Source organism: Desulfallas sp. Bu1-1, from assembly GCF_015594625.1.
GTDB lineage: Bacteria > Bacillota > Desulfotomaculia > Desulfotomaculales > Desulfallaceae > JADNRQ01.
The window spans coordinates 71,863-92,021 of record NZ_JADNRQ010000011.1; the positions used below are offsets into that span (position 1 = coordinate 71,863).

Below are 20,159 nucleotides of genomic sequence, written 5' to 3' on the forward strand. Positions count from 1 at the left end.
ACCTCCTTGCAGGCAATTTACTTTTAGTTTTTCTCCGGGGCATGGTTTAATAACATTAAAAATCTACCTGCAGGGTGTAGGTTTGTTGAGTATAACGTTGACGGCACGCTTGCTGATTATGATATTATTATATATAAGTATTCACACACAATTTTTCAGGAGGCGCAGTAATGAAATATAGAATACTTGGCAGAACAGGTTTAAAAGTTTCAGTTATCGGATTCGGCGGTATTCCCATCCAGCGTATTTCCGAGGAGATGGCCGGTTCTATCATCAACACGGCTCTGGACCTGGGAATAAATTTTTTTGACACGGCAAGGGGTTACACCGACAGCGAAGCCAAAATCGGAGCAGCCCTGAAAAAAAGGAGAAAAGAAGCGATTATTGCCACAAAATCCATGGCCAGGACCAGGGAGAGCATGGCCGCTGATATTCAAACCAGCCTGGAAACGCTCGGGGTTGATTATATCGATCTTTACCAGCTGCATAACGTCAAGGACGAAGCGGCACTGGAGCAGGTATTGAGCCCCAACGGAGCCCTTGCCGCCCTGGTGGAGGCAAAAAAGGACGGGGTGGTCAAGCATATTGGGATAACCGGACACATAAAAGGCGTTTTGATCGAGGCGCTAAAAACGGGACAGATGGAAACCGTACAATTTCCTTTCAACGCGGTGGAGACAAGCGGCGCCGGGGAGTTATTCGAACTGGCCAACAATCTTGAAGCCGGGATCATCATTATGAAGCCGCTTGCCGGGGGGGCCTTGAAAAACGCCGGCGCGGCACTCCGCTTTATCCTGGAATACCCGGTAACAACAGTAATTCCCGGTATGGATTCACTGCAACAGATAAAACAGAATGCCCTCGTGGGAGAAGACCAGCATCCCCTGTCGGGCGATGAAAGGAAGGAACTGGAGGAGGAAGCCGGCAGCCTGGGCAATGCGTTTTGCAGGAGGTGCGAGTACTGCTTGCCCTGTCCACAGGGGATAGATATTCCGACGGTATTTTTGCTTGACGGGTATTATACGAGATATGGTCTCCAGGACTGGGCCAGGGAACGCTACCGGGGTTTGCCGGTCAAGGCCGGCTCGTGCCTGGAATGCGGCCAGTGCGAGGAAAAATGCCCGTATGGCCTGTCCATACGCCGGATGCTGGCCGACGCCGCCGCAAGGTTGGATTAAATACAGGGAGCGGGAATTAATGCAGAGCAATTTGTAACGCGGTAAAACAACAGGCCCATACCCGTGTGAGGGTACGGGCCATAAATATTTGCAGGTCGAACTCAACCGGGCGTCCAACAGGATAAGAATAAATCAGACAAGCCTGGTCGCCCGGCTTAATTTGGGAGAGAAGATTCCCCGGTTTCCCCGCAACATGAACCCGGGGTGCATCCTTCGCTTTCGGGCTTGCCGCAGCAGCAGGAGGCGTTGCCGCTTAAATCCGCAGGTGCTCCCACCGAGCTTGGCAGAAAAGGCTTGGAAATCATTTTGGATACTTCCGTCCCACCGCACTCCGGGCAATTAACCCGGCCAATTTCTTTGCCCGGTAGGTGCAGCATTTCGAAAATTTTGCCGCATTTGCACTTGTACTCGAAAATTGGCATGATTAAGTCCCTCCTATTTATGATGATGGTTGCTCAATTTCCGGGTTATATTTATTCGCTTTCCGGGGTAAAAATCCTGCCGCTTACTTACCCCGGATGCTTTTTAAAACAGTCTTGGCGCTGGTGGCGGCGAAACTGAAAAATCCCTTGTTGCGTTTAAGCACATCTTCCAGGGCGTTCAGCACGTAATCCAGTTCCTCCTTGCCGACGGTCAGGGGCGGCTCCAGCCTGATCACATTGGGGTTGTTCAGGGTGTAGGCCGTGATAATACGGTGGCGATTGAGCAATTCCCCGGCCACCATGCTGCCCAGGTATTCGGTGGAAAGCTTCGAGGCCAGCCCCATGGTGGCCATGTTGGCCAGGCCGCCCGGCTGGGCGAACTCGATGCCGGTGAGCAGGCCGCGTCCCCGCACGTCCTGGATCAGGGGGTATTTCCGCTTCAGTTCCTTAAGCTGCGCCATGAAATAAGCGCCCTTTTCCGCTGCAGCGGCGGGAAGGTTTTCTTTAAGCAATACTTCCAGCGCTGCAATGCCCGCAGCTGCGGCCCAGGTGTTGCCGCCGAACGTCGAGGTGTGCAGGGTGGCCTTCTCCACGCTGCCGTAGGCCTTGTGCCAGATGTCATCGGTGGTGATGAACGCGCCGATGGGCATGATTCCTCCACCGAGAGACTTCGCCAGACACATGATGTCCGGCTCCACGTTTTCGTGCTGGCAGGCGAACATGGCCCCGGTGCGTCCCAGGCCGGTTTGGATTTCATCCGCGATAAACAGTGTTTTGGCTTCCCGGCACGCCCGGGCGGCTTCGACCAGGTAACCGGCGGGCGGCACGTTGATGCCGCCCTCGCCCTGGATGGGTTCCACAATGAAGGCCGCGGCTTCGTGCTCCCGCAGGGCGCGTTTCAGCGCACCCGCATCGCCGAACGGGACTTCGACACATTCGGGTAGCAGCGGTTCAAAAGAATTCCGGTACTTTTCCCGGCCGGTCACGGACAGGGCGCCGAAAGACTTCCCGTGGAACGAGTTCCGGCAATAGATGAACGTTTTCCTTCCCGTGGCGGCCCGGGCCAGCTTCAGAGCTCCTTCCACGGCTTCGGCGCCGCTGTTGCACAAAAACGACCTTTTCAGCTTGCCCGGGGTAATTTGGGCCAGGTTGTGCAGCAGGGCCGCCGCAATGGTCGGGATGTTGGCCTGGATAATGTTGGGCAAATTTTTTACACGTTCCAGGGCTCTGATCACATGCGGGTTGTTATGCCCGACGTTCAACGAACCGTAGCCGCCCAGAAAATCAAGGTATTCATTCCCTTCGCTGTCCCACACCCTGGTTCCTTCCGCCCGCACGAATTGCCGGTCGAAATTCAGCATGCTCATCAGGGTTACCAGGCTGGCGTTGCCGTAATTTTTATGCAGAGTCCTTACTTCATCCCTGGTCAGGGCCAGGGCGTTGTCCAGAGTTACAAGCAATTCCGTTGACAACACGGATACTTCGCTGTTTTTGCTCAAAATATTATCCCCCCATGACTGTGCAAATTTTTGTGCACAAATTAAATGTATCATTATCCGTGTTACTTGTCAATTTTTAGAAGTCAACAGGCGGGATTACTTGACAGGAAAGGGGCCATTAAGTAAAATCTATCTGTAAAGTAATTTTGCTTTATACGCAAGCGAGGTTTACTTTATGGATAAAGTAACCATGATCACGCTGATGTACGATTTTTACGGCCAACTGCTGACGGAACGACAACAAAAATTCATTGAGTTATATTATGGAAACGATTACTCTCTCGGTGAAATTGCCGAGAATTTCGGCGTCAGCCGCCAGGCGGTGCACGATACCCTGAAGCGCACCGAAAATATGCTCAAAAATTACGAGGATAAACTGCGCCTGGTTGATAAATTTTTGACCCAGCGCAACAAGCTGGCCGAGGCGGCCAGGCTGCTGGACGAGTGTACCGATTCCCCGCCCCGGCAGGTGGTACGGGCCAGGGAAATATTGCAGGAAGTGCTGGAAATGGACAGGGGGTAAAAATATGATTTTTTCCGGTCTCACCGAACGGCTCCAGGAAACATTTAAAAAATTGCGGGGGAAGGGGCGGCTGACCGAGGAGGATGTTGACCAGGCGCTGAAAGAGGTGCGCCGGGCCCTTATCGCCGCGGACGTCAATTTCATGGTGGTCAAGGACTTCATAGCCCGGATCAGGGACCGGGCCGTGGGTTCCGATGTACTGCAGAGCCTGACCCCGGCCCAGCAGGTGATCAAGATCGTCCACGACGAATTGACGGCCCTGATGGGCGGGACCCAGAGTAAAATCGAACTGGCCCCGTCGCCGCCGACGGTGATTATGATGGTGGGGCTGCACGGTGCGGGCAAGACGACCACCACGGCCAAGCTGGCCAACCTGCTGCGCAAGCAGGGCCGGCGCCCCATACTGGTGGCCGCCGACATCTACCGGCCCGCCGCCATCAAGCAATTGCAGGTGCTGGGCGGTCAGCTGAACATCCCCGTGTTCAGCATGGGGGACAGCGTGGCGCCGCCCGACATCGCCCGGGCCGCGGTGGATAAGGCCCGGCGCGAAGGTAATGACCTGGTCATCATCGATACCGCCGGCCGGTTGCACATTGACGAAGAATTAATGGGCGAGTTGCAAAAAATCGCCGCCGCCGTCAAGCCCAACGAAATCCTGCTGGTGGTTGACGCCATGACCGGCCAGGACGCCGTTAACGTCGCCAAAACCTTCAACGAAATGCTGTCGCTGACCGGGGTTGTCCTGACCAAGCTGGACGGGGATACCCGCGGCGGGGCGGCGCTGTCGGTGAAGGCGGTTACCGGCTGCCCGGTTAAATTCGTGGGCATGGGCGAAAAGCTGGACGCCCTGGAAGCGTTTCACCCGGAGCGGATGGCCAGCCGCATCCTGGGGATGGGTGATATGCTCACCCTGATCGAAAAGGCCCAGGCCAGTTTTGACGCCGAACAGGTGGAAAAATTAAGCAAACGGATCAGGAGCGCGGAGTTTACCCTGAACGATTTTGTGCAGCAGATCAACCAAGTCAAAAAAATCGGCCCGCTGGACCAAATCCTGAGCATGATTCCAGGCCTGGGCAACCTGAAGAAATTAAAAGACCTGGAGATCGATGAAAAGGAACTGGTCTACGTGGAAGCCATCATTAATTCGATGACCCCCTGGGAAAGGGAAAACCCACACGAAATTAAAGGCAACAGGCGCAAGCGCATCGCCCGGGGCAGCGGAACCACGGTGCAGGATGTCAACCGCCTGCTGAAACAGTTCGAGCAAACCAAAAAGATGATGCGCCAGCTCATGGACATGGAAAAGAACATTAAAAAGGGCAAGATGGGCAAAAACCTGTTTGGCTTGGGCAAGAAAGGTTCGCCTTTTTAACATCGCACCACAAAGCTTGTGGCAGGGCGCTCCGGTGGTTTTCCGGTGCGAGTGAATCGCTGGATGCGGTCCCTACTACAGCCCGCAAAGGAGGTGAACAACATGGCAGTAAAAATCAGGCTGAAGCGAATGGGGGCCAAGAAAAATCCCTTTTACCGGATCGTGGTTGCCGACTCCCGTTCCCCCAGGGATGGCCGGTTCATTGAAGAAATCGGCTATTATGACCCGCTGAAGGACCCCGCAGTGATCAAGATTGACGAGGCTAAGGCCGCGGAATGGTTGCGCAGGGGTGCGCAATTGACCGATACGGCGAAAGCTCTCTTTAGCAAGGCCGGTATCACACCCAAGAAAATTGCCAGCGAGGGCCAGTAAATTGAGGAGGTTAACCCATGAAGGAACTGGTGGAAGTATTGGCCAAAGCCCTCGTCGACCATCCTGAAATGGTCACCGTGGATATGATTGAAAAGGAAAAGTCCTGTGTAATCGAGTTGCGAGTCGCCCCGGATGATATGGGCAAAGTAATCGGCAAGCAGGGCCGGATTGCCAGGGCCATTCGCACCGTGGTAAAAGCGGCGGCCACCAAAGAGCGTAAAAAGGTTACAGTGGAAATTATTTAGCCGGCCGCCCGTGAATTCATAGGTATAATCTCTAAAGGGGGCGTATAGCCCTCTTTTAAACTTATAGAATATATTTATATCCTTCTCTCCGGGAGGTGGGGGGATGGCGGGTGACGCCGGGCAATTGATTGCCGTTGGTAAAGTTGTTAATACCCATGGTCACAGGGGCGAGGTGCGGGTTTTGCCGCTGACCGACTATCCCGAGCGTTTCACGCGGATGGAAAGGGTTTACCTTGAAAAAAGATGCCGGCTGGAACAGCATGCCATTGAAAAGGTTTATTTCCACAAAAAGTTTGTGATTGTTAAATTTACGGGCGTAGATGACATGAACGCCGCGGAAGCATTAAAAGACGCGCTGCTCATGGTGACAAGGGAAGAATTGGTGCCGCTGCCGGAGGACACTTATTATATTTTCGACATTATCGGCCTGGAAGTGTTTACCGTGGAGGGCCGGTTTTTAGGCCGTGTTCAGGACGTGCTGCAGACCGGCGCCAACGACGTTTATGTCGTGGAAGGAGCGTCCCCGCGCCCGCTGCTGGTGCCCGCCCTGAAAAAGGTGGTGCGCGGTGTGGATATGGAGCACGGGAAAATGATTGTGGAATTGCCGGAGGGTCTGGAGGAATAAACTATGATTATCGATATTCTTACATTATTCCCCGAAATGTTTGCCGGGCCGTTTGACAGCAGTATTATCAAGCGGGCCCGGAACAAGGGGCTGTTGGAAATAAACCTGACCGACATTCGAGCTTTTTCCGGCAACAAGCACAATACCGTGGACGATACACCTTACGGCGGCGGGGCGGGGATGGTGATGCAGGCGCCGCCCATCCTGCGGGCGCTGGAGCACGTGCGCCGGGCAAGGGGCGGCGCGCTGTCCCGGGTGGTGCTGATGTGTCCCACCGGGCTTACTTTTGACCAGAACTGGGCCCGGGACCTAGCCGGGGAGGAACACCTGGTGATCATCTGCGGCCATTACGAAGGGATCGACGAGCGGGTGCGGGAACTGGCGGTGACGGATGAACTGTCCATCGGCGATTACGTGCTCACCGGCGGCGAACTGCCGGCCATGGTGGTGGTGGACGCGGTGGCCAGGATGATCCCCGGGGTGCTGGGCGAAAGCGCGTCGGCCGAGGATGACTCCTTTTACCACGGCCTGCTGGAATACCCGCAGTTCACCAGGCCGTACGAATTCGAAGGCCTGTCCGTGCCCGAAATCCTCCTCAGCGGGCACCACGAAAAAATCAGGCGCTGGCGCCGCCGCCAGTCGTTGCTCAAAACGCTGGAACGGCGACCCGACTTGCTGCGTCCGGAAGTCCTCACCGGTGAAGACCGGGAGATACTAAAGGAAATTGCGGAATTGATCCGGGGGGCACTGGTTTAGCCATGGGAATTGCATAAACAACTTAGCTTTTATTGACAACGGGGTTGCTATAAAGATAAGATTGTTGTAAGCATGATAGCATGTTGAACGGGGCGTGGGTTATGATAAGAACCCAAAATTCTGGTCCGGGATTGGCGACCTTGCGGAGCGGCACGATGAATATTTGGCAAACGCGGCCGGCGATAAGCCTGGCACTGATCATAGAGGATGTTGAGGTATAAGTTGCGCCGCAACTGTGAATATGGTATAATTTTTCTTGTTGATTACGGGCGGTCCGCTGTCCCGCACGGGTGGGGCATGAACGCCCCGGGGGAAGGAGGGTACATAAGTGGATTTGATTCGAGCCGTTGAACAGGGGCAATACAAGGAAAATATTCCTGATTTTCGCCCCGGCGATACAGTGAGGGTACACGTCAAGGTCGTTGAAGGTAACCGGGAGCGGATTCAGGTTTTCGAGGGTGTAGTGATCAGGCGCCGTGGCGGCGGGCTGGGTGAAACATTCACCGTGCGCAGGGTATCCTACGGAGTGGGAGTGGAAAGAACTTTCCCCCTGCACTCGCCGCGTATTGATAAAATTGAGCTTGTTAGACGCGGTCGCGTACGCAGGGCCAGGCTTTATTACCTGCGCAACCTGCGCGGCAAAGCCGCTCGCATTAAAGACATTCATTAAAATTAGGGACTGCGCAGACAGTCCCTTTTAATTATCATGTTGGATTTATAATCTTGAGGGGATGTAAATGGATCAACTGGATCAAAAACTTGAACAAGGTAAAAGAAAGAACAAGCCGGCGGTGGTGGAAATTTTGGAATCGGTCGCCATAGCCGTGCTGCTGGCGGTGTTGATCAGGATGTTTGTGTTCCAGCCCTTTGTTATTCCTTCCGGGTCAATGGAACCCACCCTGCAGGTTGGAGACCGCATTATGGTCAGCAAATTTACATATCATTTCACGGAGCCGAAGCGGGGCGACATTATTGTCTTCAAGTTTCCCCTGGACCCCAGCCGGAACTTCGTGAAACGGGCCATCGGTACCGGCGGTGAGACCGTGTCCATCCGCAACAGCCGCCTGTACATCAACGGCCGGCAGGTACCGGAGGATTATTTGCCCGCCGGCCTGCGGTTTGCCGATTACGGGCCGGTGGAAGTGCCGCCCGGCAGCTATTTCATGATGGGCGACAACCGCAACAACAGCGACGACAGCCGGGTCTGGGGGATGCTGCCCGGGGAGAACATCGTCGGCAAGGCGGTGTTGATCTACTGGCCTTTGAACCGGATCAGGTTATTATGAATTTAACTCATAAGTACGGGCGGATTGAATAGTCTATTTAATATACGGGCCGGTGAGAATATGGACATCCAGTGGTACCCTGGTCACATGACCAGGGCCCGCAGGCAAATTGAAAAAAACCTCAAGCTCGTTGATGTCGCCATTGAATTGCTGGACGCCAGGATTCCCGCCAGCAGCCGCAACCCCGACATCGACCGGATTTTGCGGGACAAACCCAGGGTTGTGGTATTAAATAAGGCCGACCTGGCGGACCCCGAAAAAACCGCCACCTGGTTGGATTTTTTTGCACGCGGCGGTTTTCCGGCGGTGGCTGTGGACGCCCAGCGCGGCACGGGGGTTAAACAGATGGTAAAGCTGGCCGGCGAACAGGCCCGCCCGGCGATAAGAAAATACATGGACAGGGGCAGGCGCGCGCGCCCCGCCCGCTGTATGGTGGTGGGGATCCCCAACGTGGGCAAATCCATGTTGATCAACCGCCTGGCGGGAAAAAAATCAGCCCGCACGGGCAACCAGCCGGGGGTTACCAGGGGAGAGCAGTGGATCAAGCTGGGCGGCGGGCTGGAGCTGCTGGACACGCCGGGTATTCTCTGGCCGAAGTTCGATGATCCGCAAGTGGGCTTCAAGCTTGCGGTGACGGGGGCTATCAAGGAACAAATTTATGACCCCGAGGAAGTATGCTTGAAACTGGTGCGCTGGTTGCTGGCAGAAGCGCCCGGCGCCCTGACCGAACGTTACAAGCTGGACGGCCCGGTGGGAAGCGAGCTTGATATAATCGATGCCATCGGGGCCGGAAGGGGTTTTTATGTATCCGGGGGCAAAGTTGATCACTACAAGACGTCCGTTTTTGTGATTAAGGAATTCAGAGAGGGTAGATTGGGGCATTTCACCCTCGATTTACCTTATCAGTAAGTAAAAAACCCTAAAAATATTTTACGGCGGGCAGGGATTTGATTGTCAATCTCGAAAAAAAATATAAGTTTAGCTTTTGTGTCGGAGTTGTCGCCGTGGATATAAGTTCCCTGACCGTGTCCGGAATAAGAGAACTGTTGGATCAAGAAGGCGGGCCCAAGCAGGAATTGCTGGCGGCTATGGCCAAAGACCCGAGGTCTGCGGTAAGGGCGATGTGTCGTCGTTACATGGCGGCGCGACAAAAACTGGACGATCTCCGGCGGCGCCGGGAAGAAATGCGGGAATACGAGTCCGGCCTCAAAGAACCCGGGCACCGTTTGGTTGCCGGTGTGGATGAGGCGGGGCGGGGGCCGCTGGCTGGTCCGGTGGTGGCGGCGACAGTGATTCTGCCTGCGGAATTTTCGCTGGAGGGGCTCGACGACTCCAAAAAATTAACACCGGCCACGCGTGTAACACTGGCTGCCGGGATTAAAAAAACAGCCCTGGACTGGGCCGTGGGCATGGCCACGGTGGATGAGATAGAAAAATACAATATCCACCACGCCTCCATGCTGGCCATGCTGCGTGCGGTTGGAAATTTAACGTTGAAGCCCGACCTTTTATTGGTAGACGGCAGGTTTACCCTGCCCGAACTGGATGTTGACCAGAAGGCCGTGGTGGGGGGAGACGGGTTATGCCCCTCAATTGCGGCGGCTTCGGTGGTGGCCAAGGTGACCAGGGACTGCTTGATGGATATTTTACACATCCTGTATCCAGAATACGGTTTTGATCGCCATAAAGGTTATGGAACCGCCTCTCACCTGGCGGCACTTTCGGTGTTCGGGCCGTGTCCCGTTCACCGGCGCGGATTTACGCCCGTCAGACAGTTGATCGACGGGCGTTACAGTAGTACGGAGAATCAAGGCTGAAAAACTGCGGTTAAACCGTTTATGCGCCAGTAAAATAAATGCTCGTGTGCCAGGGAGTTACGAAATTCACAATATGTGTTCGTTACTCCCCGGTTGATTATATAGAAAGAATTTGTTTAAATGTTTGTTGTGAATTTCAACGGGAAAGGGGGGAGGAAAAGTGTCGGACTGGGCGGGTGTATTTATATTCCTTGTGGTAGCAATTATCTTCGGGGCGGGTGGTATTGTAACCGCATTTATTATTCAACCCAGGCGGAACAACCCGGTCAAGCTGGAGGAGTACGAGTGCGGGTTGCCGACTGTAGGCCCCACATGGGTACAGTTCAGGACCAGTTATTTTCTTTACGCATTATTATTTGTAATATTCGACGTGGAAACCATCTATCTCTATCCCTGGGCGGTGAAATTCCAGAGCCTGGGATTATTTGCGTTTATTGAGATGATCATATTTATCTTTATTTTGGTTGTTGGCTTGTGGTACGCCTGGAAGGAAGGTGCGTTGGAATGGAAGTAAGCAAGGGGAAAACACAAATTGAAGCAGTGAAAAAGGATATCTGGGCCCCCGAGTATTTCGGGGATAATCCCGATTACCACACAATGTACGAGCTAAAAAGGCTGGTTTACCTGGCGCCGGTGGAAAAAATACTGAATCTTGCCAGGGCGCATTCCATCTGGCCGCTGGGTTTCGGGCTGGCGTGCTGCGCCATTGAGGCCCTGATGGGGGCCAACGGACCGCGTTATGACCTTTCTCGTTTCGGTTACGAGGTTATGCGCGGGACTCCCCGCCAGGCCGATGTGATGGTGGTGGCCGGTACGATAACCAAAAAGGCGGCCCCCTTCGTGGTCCGTTTGTGGGAACAAATGTCGGAACCAAAATGGTGTATAGCCGTGGGCAGCTGCGCCATTTCCGGCGGGCCGTTTGTTGATTCCTACCACGTGGTGCCCGGCGCCAACAAGCTGGTGCCCGTAGATGTTTACGTGCCCGGTTGTCCCCCCAGGCCCGACGCGGTGCTGGAAGCATTTCTCATGTTGAAGGATAAGATCCTGGATAAACGGGAGCGGATCCTTGACAAACGCAAGGTGGTGACGGGCTAAGATGAAAGAAAAAATCGCACCGGTGGAGGAGATTAAGCAAAAATTCGGTTACATTGAAGTTGACGAACAAAAAGCCGTTAACGTCCCCGCCGGTAAACTGCTGGAATTCATGCAGGCGTTGAAAGACGAATACGAGCTGGATTTCCTGACCAACCTGACGGCGGTAGACTACCCGGAAGAGAACAAGTTTGAGGTGGTATATAACCTTACCTCCACGACTAAAGCCTACGGGTTGATGGTCAGGACCGGTGTGGACAGGGAAAACCCCGTGCTGCCGTCGGTGTTTCCCATCTGGGGCGGCGCCAACTGGCAGGAGCGGGAAGTTTATGACCTGATGGGAATTGTATTTACCGGCCATCCCAACCTGAAGCGCATTTTGCTCGACGATAAGTTTGAAGGACACCCGCTGCGCAAGGACTTCCAGTGGGAAGGCGGCAGGGAGTAACCCACTTAAGGGATTATAAGAGGTGTAGCAAATGTTAAGGACGCAAGAATATTTTCTAAACTTCGGTCCACAACACCCCAGTACCCACGGTGTCTTTCAGATCATTCTCACTCTGGATGGTGAAAGAATCGTCAAGGCCGAACCGGTTTGCGGTTACCTGCACCGGGGTATTGAAAAACTGGCCGAGTCCCGCACCTATACCCAGGTGATTCCTTATACCGACAGGATGGACTACCTGGCGGCTATGCTGCAGAACCTGGGATATGTCCAGGCCGTGGAAAAGCTGATGGGTATAGAAGTGCCGGAACGGGCCGAGTATCTCAGGATAATCTCCGGCGAGCTTTCCCGTCTGGCCAGCCACTTGCTGGCTACCGGCGTATACGCGCTGGATATCGGCGGTTTTACCGGTTTCCTCCTTTGCTTCCGCGAACGGGAGAGAGTGATGGACCTGCTGGAAGAGCTGACCGGTTCAAGGATGACCCTGAGCTATGCCCGGATCGGCGGCGTGGCGGACGATGCGCCGGAAGGGTGGCTGGACAAGGTCAAGAAACTGATGGACGACATGCCGGGTTATATTGACGAGTACAACGGGTTGATTACCGGCAACGAGATATTTCAAGCCCGGACCAAGTTTGTAGGCCAGCTCACTCCCGAGACGGCCATTAATTACAGCCTGAGCGGTCCCGTGCTGCGGGCCAGCGGGGTGAACTACGACCTGCGCAAGGTCAGACCCTACGGCATTTACGACCGTTTTGACTTCGAGGTGCCCCTGGGCGAAAACGGCGATTGTTTTGACCGTTTTTACTGCCGGGTGCGGGAAATGCAGCAGTCGGTAAGGATCATCCAGCAGGCCATCGAGCAGATTAAAGAAGTTGATGGCCCGGTTATCGCCAAGGTGCCCAAGGTGCTCAAGCCCCCCAAAAGCGACGTTTACCATGAAATTGAAAGCGCCAAGGGGATTATCGGGTACTACGTCGTCAGCGACGGCAGCAATAAACCTTACCGCGTGCATGTGCGGAGGCCGTCGTTCATTAACCTGGGTTACCTGGACGAAATGCTTCGCGGTTATCTTATCGCAGACGTTGTTGCTATTCTGGGCAGCATCGATATTGTGCTTGGTGAAGTGGATTGTTAGCAAATACGGGATCATAGGGGAGAAGAGGCATGTTGGAAAATTTATTTGTAGGTATAGCCGATTGGCTTAGATCCCTTCTCGGTGGCCTGGGTACACCCGTGGAAATAAACGAAGCCATCGTGATGCTGGTCAAGCTTGTGGCTATCCTCGTATTTATTTTAATCAACGCTCTGTGGCTGGTATACATGGAGCGCAAGGTTGCCGCCTACATGCAGGCCCGTATTGGCCCCAACAGGGTCGGTCCCAAGGGGCTGTTGCAAACCACGGCGGATATCGGAAAATTAATCAGCAAGGAGATCGTCATCCCGGGGAAAGCCGATAAAGTTGTGTTTTTACTTGCTCCCGTGCTGATTTTCGTGCCGACGTTAATGGTCTTCGCCGTGATTCCCTTTGGTAAAAATATGGCGGCCATCGATATGAATATCGGAGTATTCTACCTGCTGGCCATTGCCTCGCTGTCCACGCTGTTTTTCTGGATGGGCGGCTGGGCCTCCAACAGTAAGTATTCCCTGATCGGCAGCATGCGCGTGGTGGCCCAGATGGTGAGTTACGAGTTGCCGCTGGTGTTGGGCCTCCTTGGCGTGATTATGATCGCGGGCAGCCTGAAAATGTCCGACATCATTGCCGCGCAGGAACACACCTGGTTTATCTTTACCCAACCCATTGCTTTCCTGATTTACTTTACCGCCGCTGTGGCGGAAACCAACCGTTGTCCCTTTGACCTGGTGGAAGGGGAATCCGAAATTATTGCCGGACCATACACCGAATACGGTGGGATGGCATTTGCCATGTTCTTCCTGGCCGAGTACGCGAACATCATGGTCATTTGCGCCATGGCCACCATCATGTTCCTCGGCGGCTGGCATGCGCCCTTCGGTCTGGATTTCATCCCGTCCTGGGTGTGGTTCTTCCTCAAGATGTATGCCCTGATCTTCGTGGTCATGCAGTTGCGCTGGACCTATCCCCGGATCAGGGTGGACCAGCTCATGGGATTTAGCTGGAAGGTACTGGTACCCCTTGCCCTGGCCAACATCTTTATAACCGGTATAGGGATGAAAATTTACCAGGCGATAGGGTGGTGATTGCATGTTTGGACAAGGTTTGATCAAAGGGCTGCAAATTACCTGGAAGGAATTTTGGGCCAAGAAGTTCACCGTACAATACCCGGAGGAACAACACCCTGTGCCCGAGCGGTTTCACGGGAAGTTTGTCCTTGATGTGGACAAATGCATCGCCTGCGGGTTGTGTGCCAATGCTTGCCCCAACAAGGTTATTACAATAGAAAAACAAAAAGTCGGCAAAAAACAATATATGACCGGTTATATAATGAATATCCAATACTGCCTGTTTTGCGGTCTTTGTGTGGAATCCTGCAACAAAGACGCTTTGCACTACAGCAAGGATTTCAATATGAATCAATATTTTTACAGGGACATCCCTCTAGTGCTGGTTAAACGGGAGGCGCCTGCGGAGCCGGAGGAAGAGGAACAACCGGCGGCGAAAGCTGAAGCCAGGCCAAAGGCCAAGCCGCAAGCCAAGGCTGAAAAGCCTGCTGAGCCCGCCGCGAATTCCGAGGTTGCCGCCGGCAAGGTTCCCGGTAAGGAGGGTGAGTAGCAAATGGAGACCAGTATTTACAGTGTAATCGCTTTTTACGGTTTGGCGATAACCATCCTGGGCAATGCCACCCTGGTGGTTTTTGCGCGTAACATAGTGCACTCGGTTTTATTCCTGGCGGTTACCTTTATCGCCATGGGCGGCCTGTTCCTGCTGCTGGATGCCGATTTCCTCGCCGCCGTGCAGGTGCTGGTATACGCCGGCGCGGTTTGTATCATGGTGGTATTCGGTATCATGCTGATTCAACGGGCGGATATGAAGGCAACCAACCAGTTCAACAGGCAGATTTTTGCCGGGGGCGGCCTGGTGGCCCTGGTAGTGGCCATGTGCGCCGTGTTTGCCGGGCGCACCGCCTGGACCGAGCTGGTGGCGGCGCAAGAAGTGCCCGCGGGCACAGTGCAGTTTATCGGGGAGCTTCTACTCAGCAAGTACGTGATCCCCTTTGAAGTGGCCGCGTTGCTTTTGCTGGTGGCGCTCATCGGAGCCATTGTCATAGCCAGGGACGAGGAGGTGAAGGCCAATGCCGGCGATTAGTCTGACCCACTACGTGGTGCTTTCTGCCCTCCTCTTCAGTATCGGCCTGTTCGGGGTGCTTACCAAGCGTAATGCCGTGGCGGTTTTGATCTGTATCGAACTGATGCTCAACGCGGTAAACATCAACCTGGTGGCCTTCAGTAAGTATGTAACCCCGACCGACTTCATCGGACAAATTTTCTCCATTTTTGTGATTACTGTGGCTGCCGCCGAAGTGGGGGTAGGATTGGCCATCATCATAGCCATCTACCGCAACAGGCTGTCTGTAAATCTTGATGATTTCGACTGGCTGAAATGGTAGGATTTCAAAAGTGAAGGTAGGTGCTTTTAGATAATGCTTGTTGAATTTGCAATGCAGCATGCATGGTTGGTGCCGCTCCTTCCCGCCCTTGCCTTTGTGATCATAGTGTTCCTGACCCGCCCGTTTCGGAAGTTGAGTGCCATCGTGGCGGTAGGGTCCATGGCGGTGGCGTGTTTCTTCGCCACCCTGGCGGCGTACGGGATTTTCACCAATCATGAATATATCGAAAAACCACTGGTTTATGCAACACGCTGGTTCTCCCTGGGTCTGCCGGGGATGCCGGATTTGCGGGTTGACGTAGGAGTGCAGCTTGACCCCGTCTCGGCCATGATGCTGTTCATGGTTTCGTTTATCGCGACGTTTATTTTCCTGTACTCGATCGGTTACATGGAAGGGGACCCGGGTTATTCGGTTTTCTTCTCTTACCTGTCCCTGTTCGGCGCTTCCATGCTCCTGCTGGTCATCTCCAGCAACCTGCTGCAGATGTTCGTGGCCTGGGAACTGGTGGGGCTTTGCTCATACCTGCTGATCGGGTTCTTTACGCATAAGATATCGGCCCGGGAGGCGGCCAAAAAGGCCTTCGTCACCTGCCGGATCGCCGACTTCGGCCTGTTGCTGGGCCTGTTGGCCCTGCAGATCGTTTTTGGCACGCTGAATTTGACCGAGCTTGCCGAAAAGATAGAGCACTTTGAAGAATATACAACTTTCGGCATGCTGACGTTGATTGCCGTGCTGGTGTTTATCGGACCGATCGGTAAATCCGGTCAGTTTCCGCTGCACGTGTGGTTGCCCGACGCCATGGAAGGCCCCACTCCGGTCAGCGCGCTGATTCACGCCGCTACCATGGTTGTCGCGGGCGTTTACCTGGTGGGCCGTACCATGTTCCTGTTCCACGAGGTGCCGTCGGCCATGCAGCTGGTGGCTGTCACCGGCGGGTTCACCGCGCTGTTTGCCGCGACCATTGCCATTACCCAGCGGGAAATCAAGCGGATTCTGGCTTATTCCACCGTAAGCCAGCTGGGCTACATGATGCTTGCCCTGGGCGTGGGAAGTTTGACCGCCAGTATGTTCCACCTGTGGACGCACGCCTTCTTCAAGGCCCTGATGTTTCTTGGCGCCGGTAGCGTGCTGCATGCCCTGCACCACAAGGCCGACGTTTGGGAAATGGGTGGATTATACAAGAAAATGCCCATCACCACCTGGACATTCGTCATCGGTGGGCTGGCCATCGCCGGTATTCCGCCTTTTGCGGGCTTTTGGAGCAAGGACGAAATTCTGGTGGCCGCGCTTAACGGCGGGCACTATGTGCTCTTTGCCATGGCCGCGTTTACCGCGTTTCTTACCGCCTTTTACATGTGGCGGATGATTTTCCTGGCTTTCTTCGGCGAGGAAAACCCCGCCAACCACCCGCATGAATCGCCCTGGACCATGACCCTGCCGCTCGTGGTTTTGTCGGTGGGCGCCATCGGTGCGGGCTGGCTGGGTACTCCCTGGTACAATATCTGGGGCGAATGGATTAAGTTCGGACATCCCCACCACGGTCCGGTCAACTACGGCGCCATGCTGCTTTCCATCGTGCTGGCCGCCGCCGGTATCTACCTGGCCTACATGCTGTACTTGAAAGACGCCAAGAAGAAGCGGGCCCGGAAAATGGCCGAGTGGTTCGGCCCGGTTTACCGGATGCTTTACAACAAGTACTATATTGACGAGCTGTACCTGTGGTTCAACCACGCGCTTGTGGACGGCACAGCCAGGTTGTTCTACCTGTTCGACATTTACGTGGTGGACGGTATCGTCAACGGCATTGGAGCGTTTGCCAGGCTATCCGGCGACGGGTTGCGGGTATTCCAATCCGGCCGGATCCAAAACTATGTGTTGATTTTCTTCCTGGGCGTGCTGGCCGTGGCCGTATTGATGGCATTCACCGGCCCGTCCGCAGCCAGCCTGGTTCTGGGAGGTGTTAAATAAATGGAATTTCCAATCCTGTTAACCATTTTGCTGGCTCCGGTATTTGCGGCCTTGATCCTGGTATTCGTGCCCAAGGAAGAGCACATGCTCATCAAGAGCATCGCCGCCGCCGGCACTTTCGTTTCCATGGCCCTGAGCCTGGTTGCCTATTTCACCTATAACCAGGAAATCGGCGGGCTCCAGTTCGTATTCGGACATGATATTCCCTGGATCAAGGACCTGGGCGTCACCTTTTTCCTGGCGGCGGACGGCATCAGCCTGCCCATGCTGCTGTTGACCAATCTGATCGGTTTTTCGGCGGTATTCGCCTCCTGGAATATCACCAACCGGCCCAGGGAATTCTTCATCCTGCTGATGTTGCTGATCGCCGGGGTTATGGGCACGTTTATCGCCCACGACTTGTTTATCTTCCTGCTGTTCTATGAAGTGGTGGTTATCCCCATTTACATTCTGGTGATCATCTGGGGCAGTTCCAAGCGGGTGACCAAGGAGTACGCCGGTATGAAGCTGACGATCTACCTGCTGATCGGAAGCGCCTTCCTGCTGGTGGGCGTCATCGCGCTGTTCGTCAAGACCACCGCCCTGGCCGGGGCGCCGGACATGAGCTTTACCGGCCTCGCGCAAGTTGCGCAGCAGTTGTCCCGGTTTGATCAAATCTGGCTGTTTGCCTTGATGCTATTGGGTTTTGGTTCACTGATTTCCATGTGGCCGTTCCACTCCTGGTCGCCCGACGGTTACGCCGGCGCTCCCACCGCCGTCAGTATGATTCACGCCGGCGTGTTGAAAAAAATCGGCGGCTATGGTCTGGTGAAGATAGCGGTTTACATGCTGCCCGTGGGCGCCGCTTTTTGGGCTCCGTATATGGCCGTGCTGGGTGTTATCGGCGTGGCTTATGCCGCCATGGGCGCACTGGCTCAGAAGGACCTGAAATACGTTGTCGGGTACTCCAGTGTGAGCCACATGGGTTACGTCATCCTGGCCGTGGCCTGCCTTAACGTCATCGGCCTCAACGGCGCGGTGGCCAACATGTTTGCCCACGGCGTGATGGCGGCTCTGTTCTTCTCCATGATCGGGTTTATTTATGAAAAGACCCATACACGCTGGATCCCGGATATGGGTGGTTTGGCCCGGCAAACGCCGCGGCTGGCCGTGGGATTCATGCTGGCGGCCATGGCCTCACTGGGCCTGCCCGGTCTGGTGAGTTTTATTCCGGAGTTCACGATTTTTGTCGGTTCCTTCCAGGTGTACGGTGGCCTGGCCGTCATCGGTATCGCGGGTATCATCATCACGGCCCTGTACGTGCTGCGTGCCGGCGCCAATACCCTGTTCGGGCCGCCGCGTCCGGAATACGTCCACCTGGAGGATATCAAGGGACCGGAACTGGTGCCCCTGGTGGTGCTTGGCACCGTGCTGGTGGTCGGGGGATTCCTCCCCTCCCTGTTGTTCGATATGATTAACAGCGGCGTCGTGCCCCTCCATGCGGCGATTAGCGACGTGCTTCAGATAGGGGGGAAGTTTTAAATGATGCCATTTGACCCATCTGCTTTAACGCTGGAAATGTTGACCGCGGTCCTGGGGCTTGGCGTGCTCATCCTGGGACTGATCGTGCCCAAGGGCTCCCGGCACGGGTTGGGCTGGCTGAGCTTGTTGGGATTGCTGGGCATCACCGGCGTGGCCGTATCCATGTGGGGCGACAGCCGGGAACTGCTCAACGGCATGTACCTGGTGGACAATTATGCCCTGTTCTGGAAGATCACATTCCTGCTATCAGCCATGCTGGTGATCCTGGGCTGCATGCGCTACGTTGATGAAATGGGCGGCCAGGCCGAGTATTACAGCACGGTCATTTTCGCCACCCTGGGCATGATGATTATGGCCTCGGCCGGAGATTTCATCACCCTGTACCTTGGTTTGGAATTGATGACCATCGCCTTTATCATCCTGGTCTGCTTCCGTAAAACGGACGTCAAATCGGTTGAGGCGGGCATCAAGTACATTCTTTTGGCCGGCATGAGCTCGGCGGTGCTGCTGTATGGCTTGAGCCTGTTATACGGGCTGACCGGCAGTGTAATCATGCTTGAGGTAAGCCGGGTTATCGCCATGCAGCCCGTCACGCCGGCACTGATCCTGGCGGTGGTAATGCTGGTGGCCGGCCTGGGGTTCAAGATTTCCGCCGTGCCGTTCCACATGTGGTCGCCCGACGTGTACGAAGGAGCTCCAACGCCGGTAACATCGTTCCTGGCCATGGGTTCCAAGGCGGCTTCATTTGCCATCCTGTTGCGCCTGTTCGTCGCCGCGCTGCCGGGCGTATGGGAAAACTGGACCATGGTTGTGGCCATCCTGGCTGCGATCACCATGATTGTCGGCAACCTGGTGGCTATTCCGCAAACAAACGTCAAGAGACTCCTGGCCTACTCCAGTATCGCCCAGGCGGGATATATCATGGTCGGTTTGGTGACCGCCAGCGAGGCGGGCATCAAGGGCGTCATGTTTTACGCTTTCCTGTATGTCTTTGCCACGGTGGGCGCTTTTACGGTGGCGGCTTACTTCTACAATGTCACCGGCAGCGATGAATTGAAGGATTACGCCGGCCTCAGCCAGCGCAGCCCGCTGATGGCGGCGGTGATGCTGGTGGCCATGCTCAGCATGGCGGGCATTCCTCCGCTGGCCGGCTTCGTAGGCAAGTTCTACTTGTTCAAGACCATCATCGACGGGTATCTTTGGCTGGCCTTCATCGGCCTGATCATGAGTATGGTGTCGGTGTACTATTACCTGCGCGTCGCTCTGGTGATGTACCGGGACGAACCGGTTGATCCCACACCCATCAAACTGCCCAGCCCGGTGGCCGTGACGCTGATTGTGGCCATGGTGGTTACGCTGGTTGTAGGGGTTTACCCCGGGCCGCTCTCCGAAGTGGTCAACAACGCGGCCCACTCGTTCTTCTTGCATTAATCATGCCCTAAATAAGATAG

The 20,159-nt window shown here is 54.9% G+C and carries 24 protein-coding genes; 22 read left to right on the top strand and 2 right to left on the bottom strand.

Going from position 1 to position 20,159, the window contains the following annotated elements; translation table 11 throughout:
- Nucleotides 1-170 precede the first annotated feature (170 nt).
- A complete protein-coding gene (locus IT084_RS11450) occupies nt 171-1,178 on the top strand; it encodes an aldo/keto reductase (protein WP_195713004.1) in 1,008 nt (335 codons plus the stop codon).
- 155 nt (nt 1,179-1,333) lie between these two features.
- On the opposite strand, the gene IT084_RS11455 is transcribed toward IT084_RS11450, so the two are convergent.
- Both IT084_RS11455 and IT084_RS11460 read right to left on the bottom strand, forming a co-directional pair.
- Entirely contained in the window at nt 1,334-1,600 is a 267-nt protein-coding gene (locus tag IT084_RS11455; RefSeq protein ID WP_195713005.1) for an FmdB family zinc ribbon protein, read from the bottom strand.
- 83 nt (nt 1,601-1,683) lie between these two features.
- Complete coding sequence (locus IT084_RS11460; protein ID WP_243276923.1) at nt 1,684-3,099, bottom strand: aspartate aminotransferase family protein; 1,416 nt, start codon at nt 3,097-3,099, stop codon at nt 1,684-1,686.
- 175 nt (nt 3,100-3,274) lie between these two features.
- Here IT084_RS11460 and ylxM point away from each other — a divergent pair, with 175 nt between their 5' ends.
- From ylxM to IT084_RS11565, 21 genes are all read left to right on the top strand, one after another.
- Complete coding sequence (ylxM, locus tag IT084_RS11465; RefSeq protein ID WP_195713007.1) at nt 3,275-3,622, top strand: YlxM family DNA-binding protein; 348 nt, start codon at nt 3,275-3,277, stop codon at nt 3,620-3,622.
- Between the two features lie 4 nt (nt 3,623-3,626).
- Nucleotides 3,627-4,994 carry a signal recognition particle protein gene (ffh, locus tag IT084_RS11470; protein WP_195713008.1) on the top strand — a complete coding sequence of 456 codons (1,368 nt, stop codon included), beginning with the start codon at nt 3,627-3,629 and terminating at the stop codon, nt 4,992-4,994.
- 102 nt (nt 4,995-5,096) lie between these two features.
- On the top strand, nt 5,097-5,366 hold the full coding sequence (rpsP, locus tag IT084_RS11475; protein ID WP_195713009.1) for a 30S ribosomal protein S16: 270 nt from the start codon (nt 5,097-5,099) through the stop codon (nt 5,364-5,366).
- A gap of 17 nt (nt 5,367-5,383) precedes the next feature.
- Complete coding sequence (locus IT084_RS11480) at nt 5,384-5,611, top strand: KH domain-containing protein (protein ID WP_195713010.1); 228 nt, start codon at nt 5,384-5,386, stop codon at nt 5,609-5,611.
- Between the two features lie 103 nt (nt 5,612-5,714).
- Nucleotides 5,715-6,236, top strand: coding sequence for a ribosome maturation factor RimM (gene rimM, locus IT084_RS11485; protein WP_195713011.1), 522 nt, complete (start codon nt 5,715-5,717; stop codon nt 6,234-6,236).
- A gap of 3 nt (nt 6,237-6,239) precedes the next feature.
- Entirely contained in the window at nt 6,240-6,992 is a 753-nt protein-coding gene (gene trmD / locus IT084_RS11490) for a tRNA (guanosine(37)-N1)-methyltransferase TrmD (RefSeq protein WP_195713012.1), read from the top strand.
- Between the two features lie 328 nt (nt 6,993-7,320).
- Nucleotides 7,321-7,662, top strand: a complete 342-nt coding sequence (gene rplS, locus IT084_RS11495) for a 50S ribosomal protein L19 (protein WP_195713013.1) — start codon at nt 7,321-7,323, stop codon at nt 7,660-7,662.
- 67 nt (nt 7,663-7,729) lie between these two features.
- Entirely contained in the window at nt 7,730-8,278 is a 549-nt protein-coding gene (gene lepB, locus IT084_RS11500; protein WP_195713014.1) for a signal peptidase I, read from the top strand.
- A 60-nt stretch (nt 8,279-8,338) separates the two neighbouring features.
- Entirely contained in the window at nt 8,339-9,187 is an 849-nt protein-coding gene (ylqF, locus tag IT084_RS11505; RefSeq protein ID WP_195713015.1) for a ribosome biogenesis GTPase YlqF, read from the top strand.
- 38 nt (nt 9,188-9,225) lie between these two features.
- The gene (locus IT084_RS11510; RefSeq protein WP_243276924.1) at nt 9,226-10,095 is read left to right on the top strand and encodes a ribonuclease HII; all 870 of its coding nucleotides are present in this window, start codon (nt 9,226-9,228) and stop codon (nt 10,093-10,095) included.
- Between the two features lie 160 nt (nt 10,096-10,255).
- A complete protein-coding gene (locus IT084_RS11515) occupies nt 10,256-10,609 on the top strand; it encodes an NADH-quinone oxidoreductase subunit A (protein ID WP_195713016.1) in 354 nt (117 codons plus the stop codon).
- 83 nt (nt 10,610-10,692) lie between these two features.
- Nucleotides 10,693-11,190 (top strand): NADH-quinone oxidoreductase subunit B, encoded by a 498-nt coding sequence (locus IT084_RS11520; RefSeq protein WP_243276930.1) that lies wholly within the window; start codon nt 10,693-10,695, stop codon nt 11,188-11,190.
- Between the two features lies 1 nt (nt 11,191).
- On the top strand, nt 11,192-11,635 hold the full coding sequence (locus IT084_RS11525; RefSeq protein WP_195713018.1) for an NADH-quinone oxidoreductase subunit C: 444 nt from the start codon (nt 11,192-11,194) through the stop codon (nt 11,633-11,635).
- A gap of 31 nt (nt 11,636-11,666) precedes the next feature.
- Nucleotides 11,667-12,770, top strand: a complete 1,104-nt coding sequence (locus IT084_RS11530) for an NADH-quinone oxidoreductase subunit D (protein WP_195713019.1) — start codon at nt 11,667-11,669, stop codon at nt 12,768-12,770.
- Nucleotides 12,771-12,799: 29 nt separating this feature from the next.
- Nucleotides 12,800-13,852 (top strand): NADH-quinone oxidoreductase subunit NuoH, encoded by a 1,053-nt coding sequence (gene nuoH / locus IT084_RS11535; RefSeq protein ID WP_195713020.1) that lies wholly within the window; start codon nt 12,800-12,802, stop codon nt 13,850-13,852.
- A 4-nt stretch (nt 13,853-13,856) separates the two neighbouring features.
- Complete coding sequence (locus IT084_RS11540; RefSeq protein ID WP_195713021.1) at nt 13,857-14,384, top strand: NADH-quinone oxidoreductase subunit I; 528 nt, start codon at nt 13,857-13,859, stop codon at nt 14,382-14,384.
- A 3-nt stretch (nt 14,385-14,387) separates the two neighbouring features.
- Nucleotides 14,388-14,918 (top strand): NADH-quinone oxidoreductase subunit J, encoded by a 531-nt coding sequence (locus IT084_RS11545; protein ID WP_195713022.1) that lies wholly within the window; start codon nt 14,388-14,390, stop codon nt 14,916-14,918.
- The gene (gene nuoK / locus IT084_RS11550; RefSeq protein ID WP_207744544.1) at nt 14,905-15,219 is read left to right on the top strand and encodes an NADH-quinone oxidoreductase subunit NuoK; all 315 of its coding nucleotides are present in this window, start codon (nt 14,905-14,907) and stop codon (nt 15,217-15,219) included. The genes IT084_RS11545 and nuoK overlap by 14 nt, the downstream gene beginning before the upstream one ends.
- A 33-nt stretch (nt 15,220-15,252) precedes the next feature.
- The gene (nuoL, locus tag IT084_RS11555) at nt 15,253-17,187 is read left to right on the top strand and encodes an NADH-quinone oxidoreductase subunit L (RefSeq protein ID WP_195713023.1); all 1,935 of its coding nucleotides are present in this window, start codon (nt 15,253-15,255) and stop codon (nt 17,185-17,187) included.
- Complete coding sequence (locus IT084_RS11560; RefSeq protein WP_195713024.1) at nt 17,188-18,708, top strand: NuoM family protein; 1,521 nt, start codon at nt 17,188-17,190, stop codon at nt 18,706-18,708.
- Between the two features lie 3 nt (nt 18,709-18,711).
- The gene (locus tag IT084_RS11565; protein WP_195713043.1) at nt 18,712-20,139 is read left to right on the top strand and encodes an NADH-quinone oxidoreductase subunit N; all 1,428 of its coding nucleotides are present in this window, start codon (nt 18,712-18,714) and stop codon (nt 20,137-20,139) included.
- The last annotated feature ends 20 nt before the right edge of the window (nt 20,140-20,159 follow it).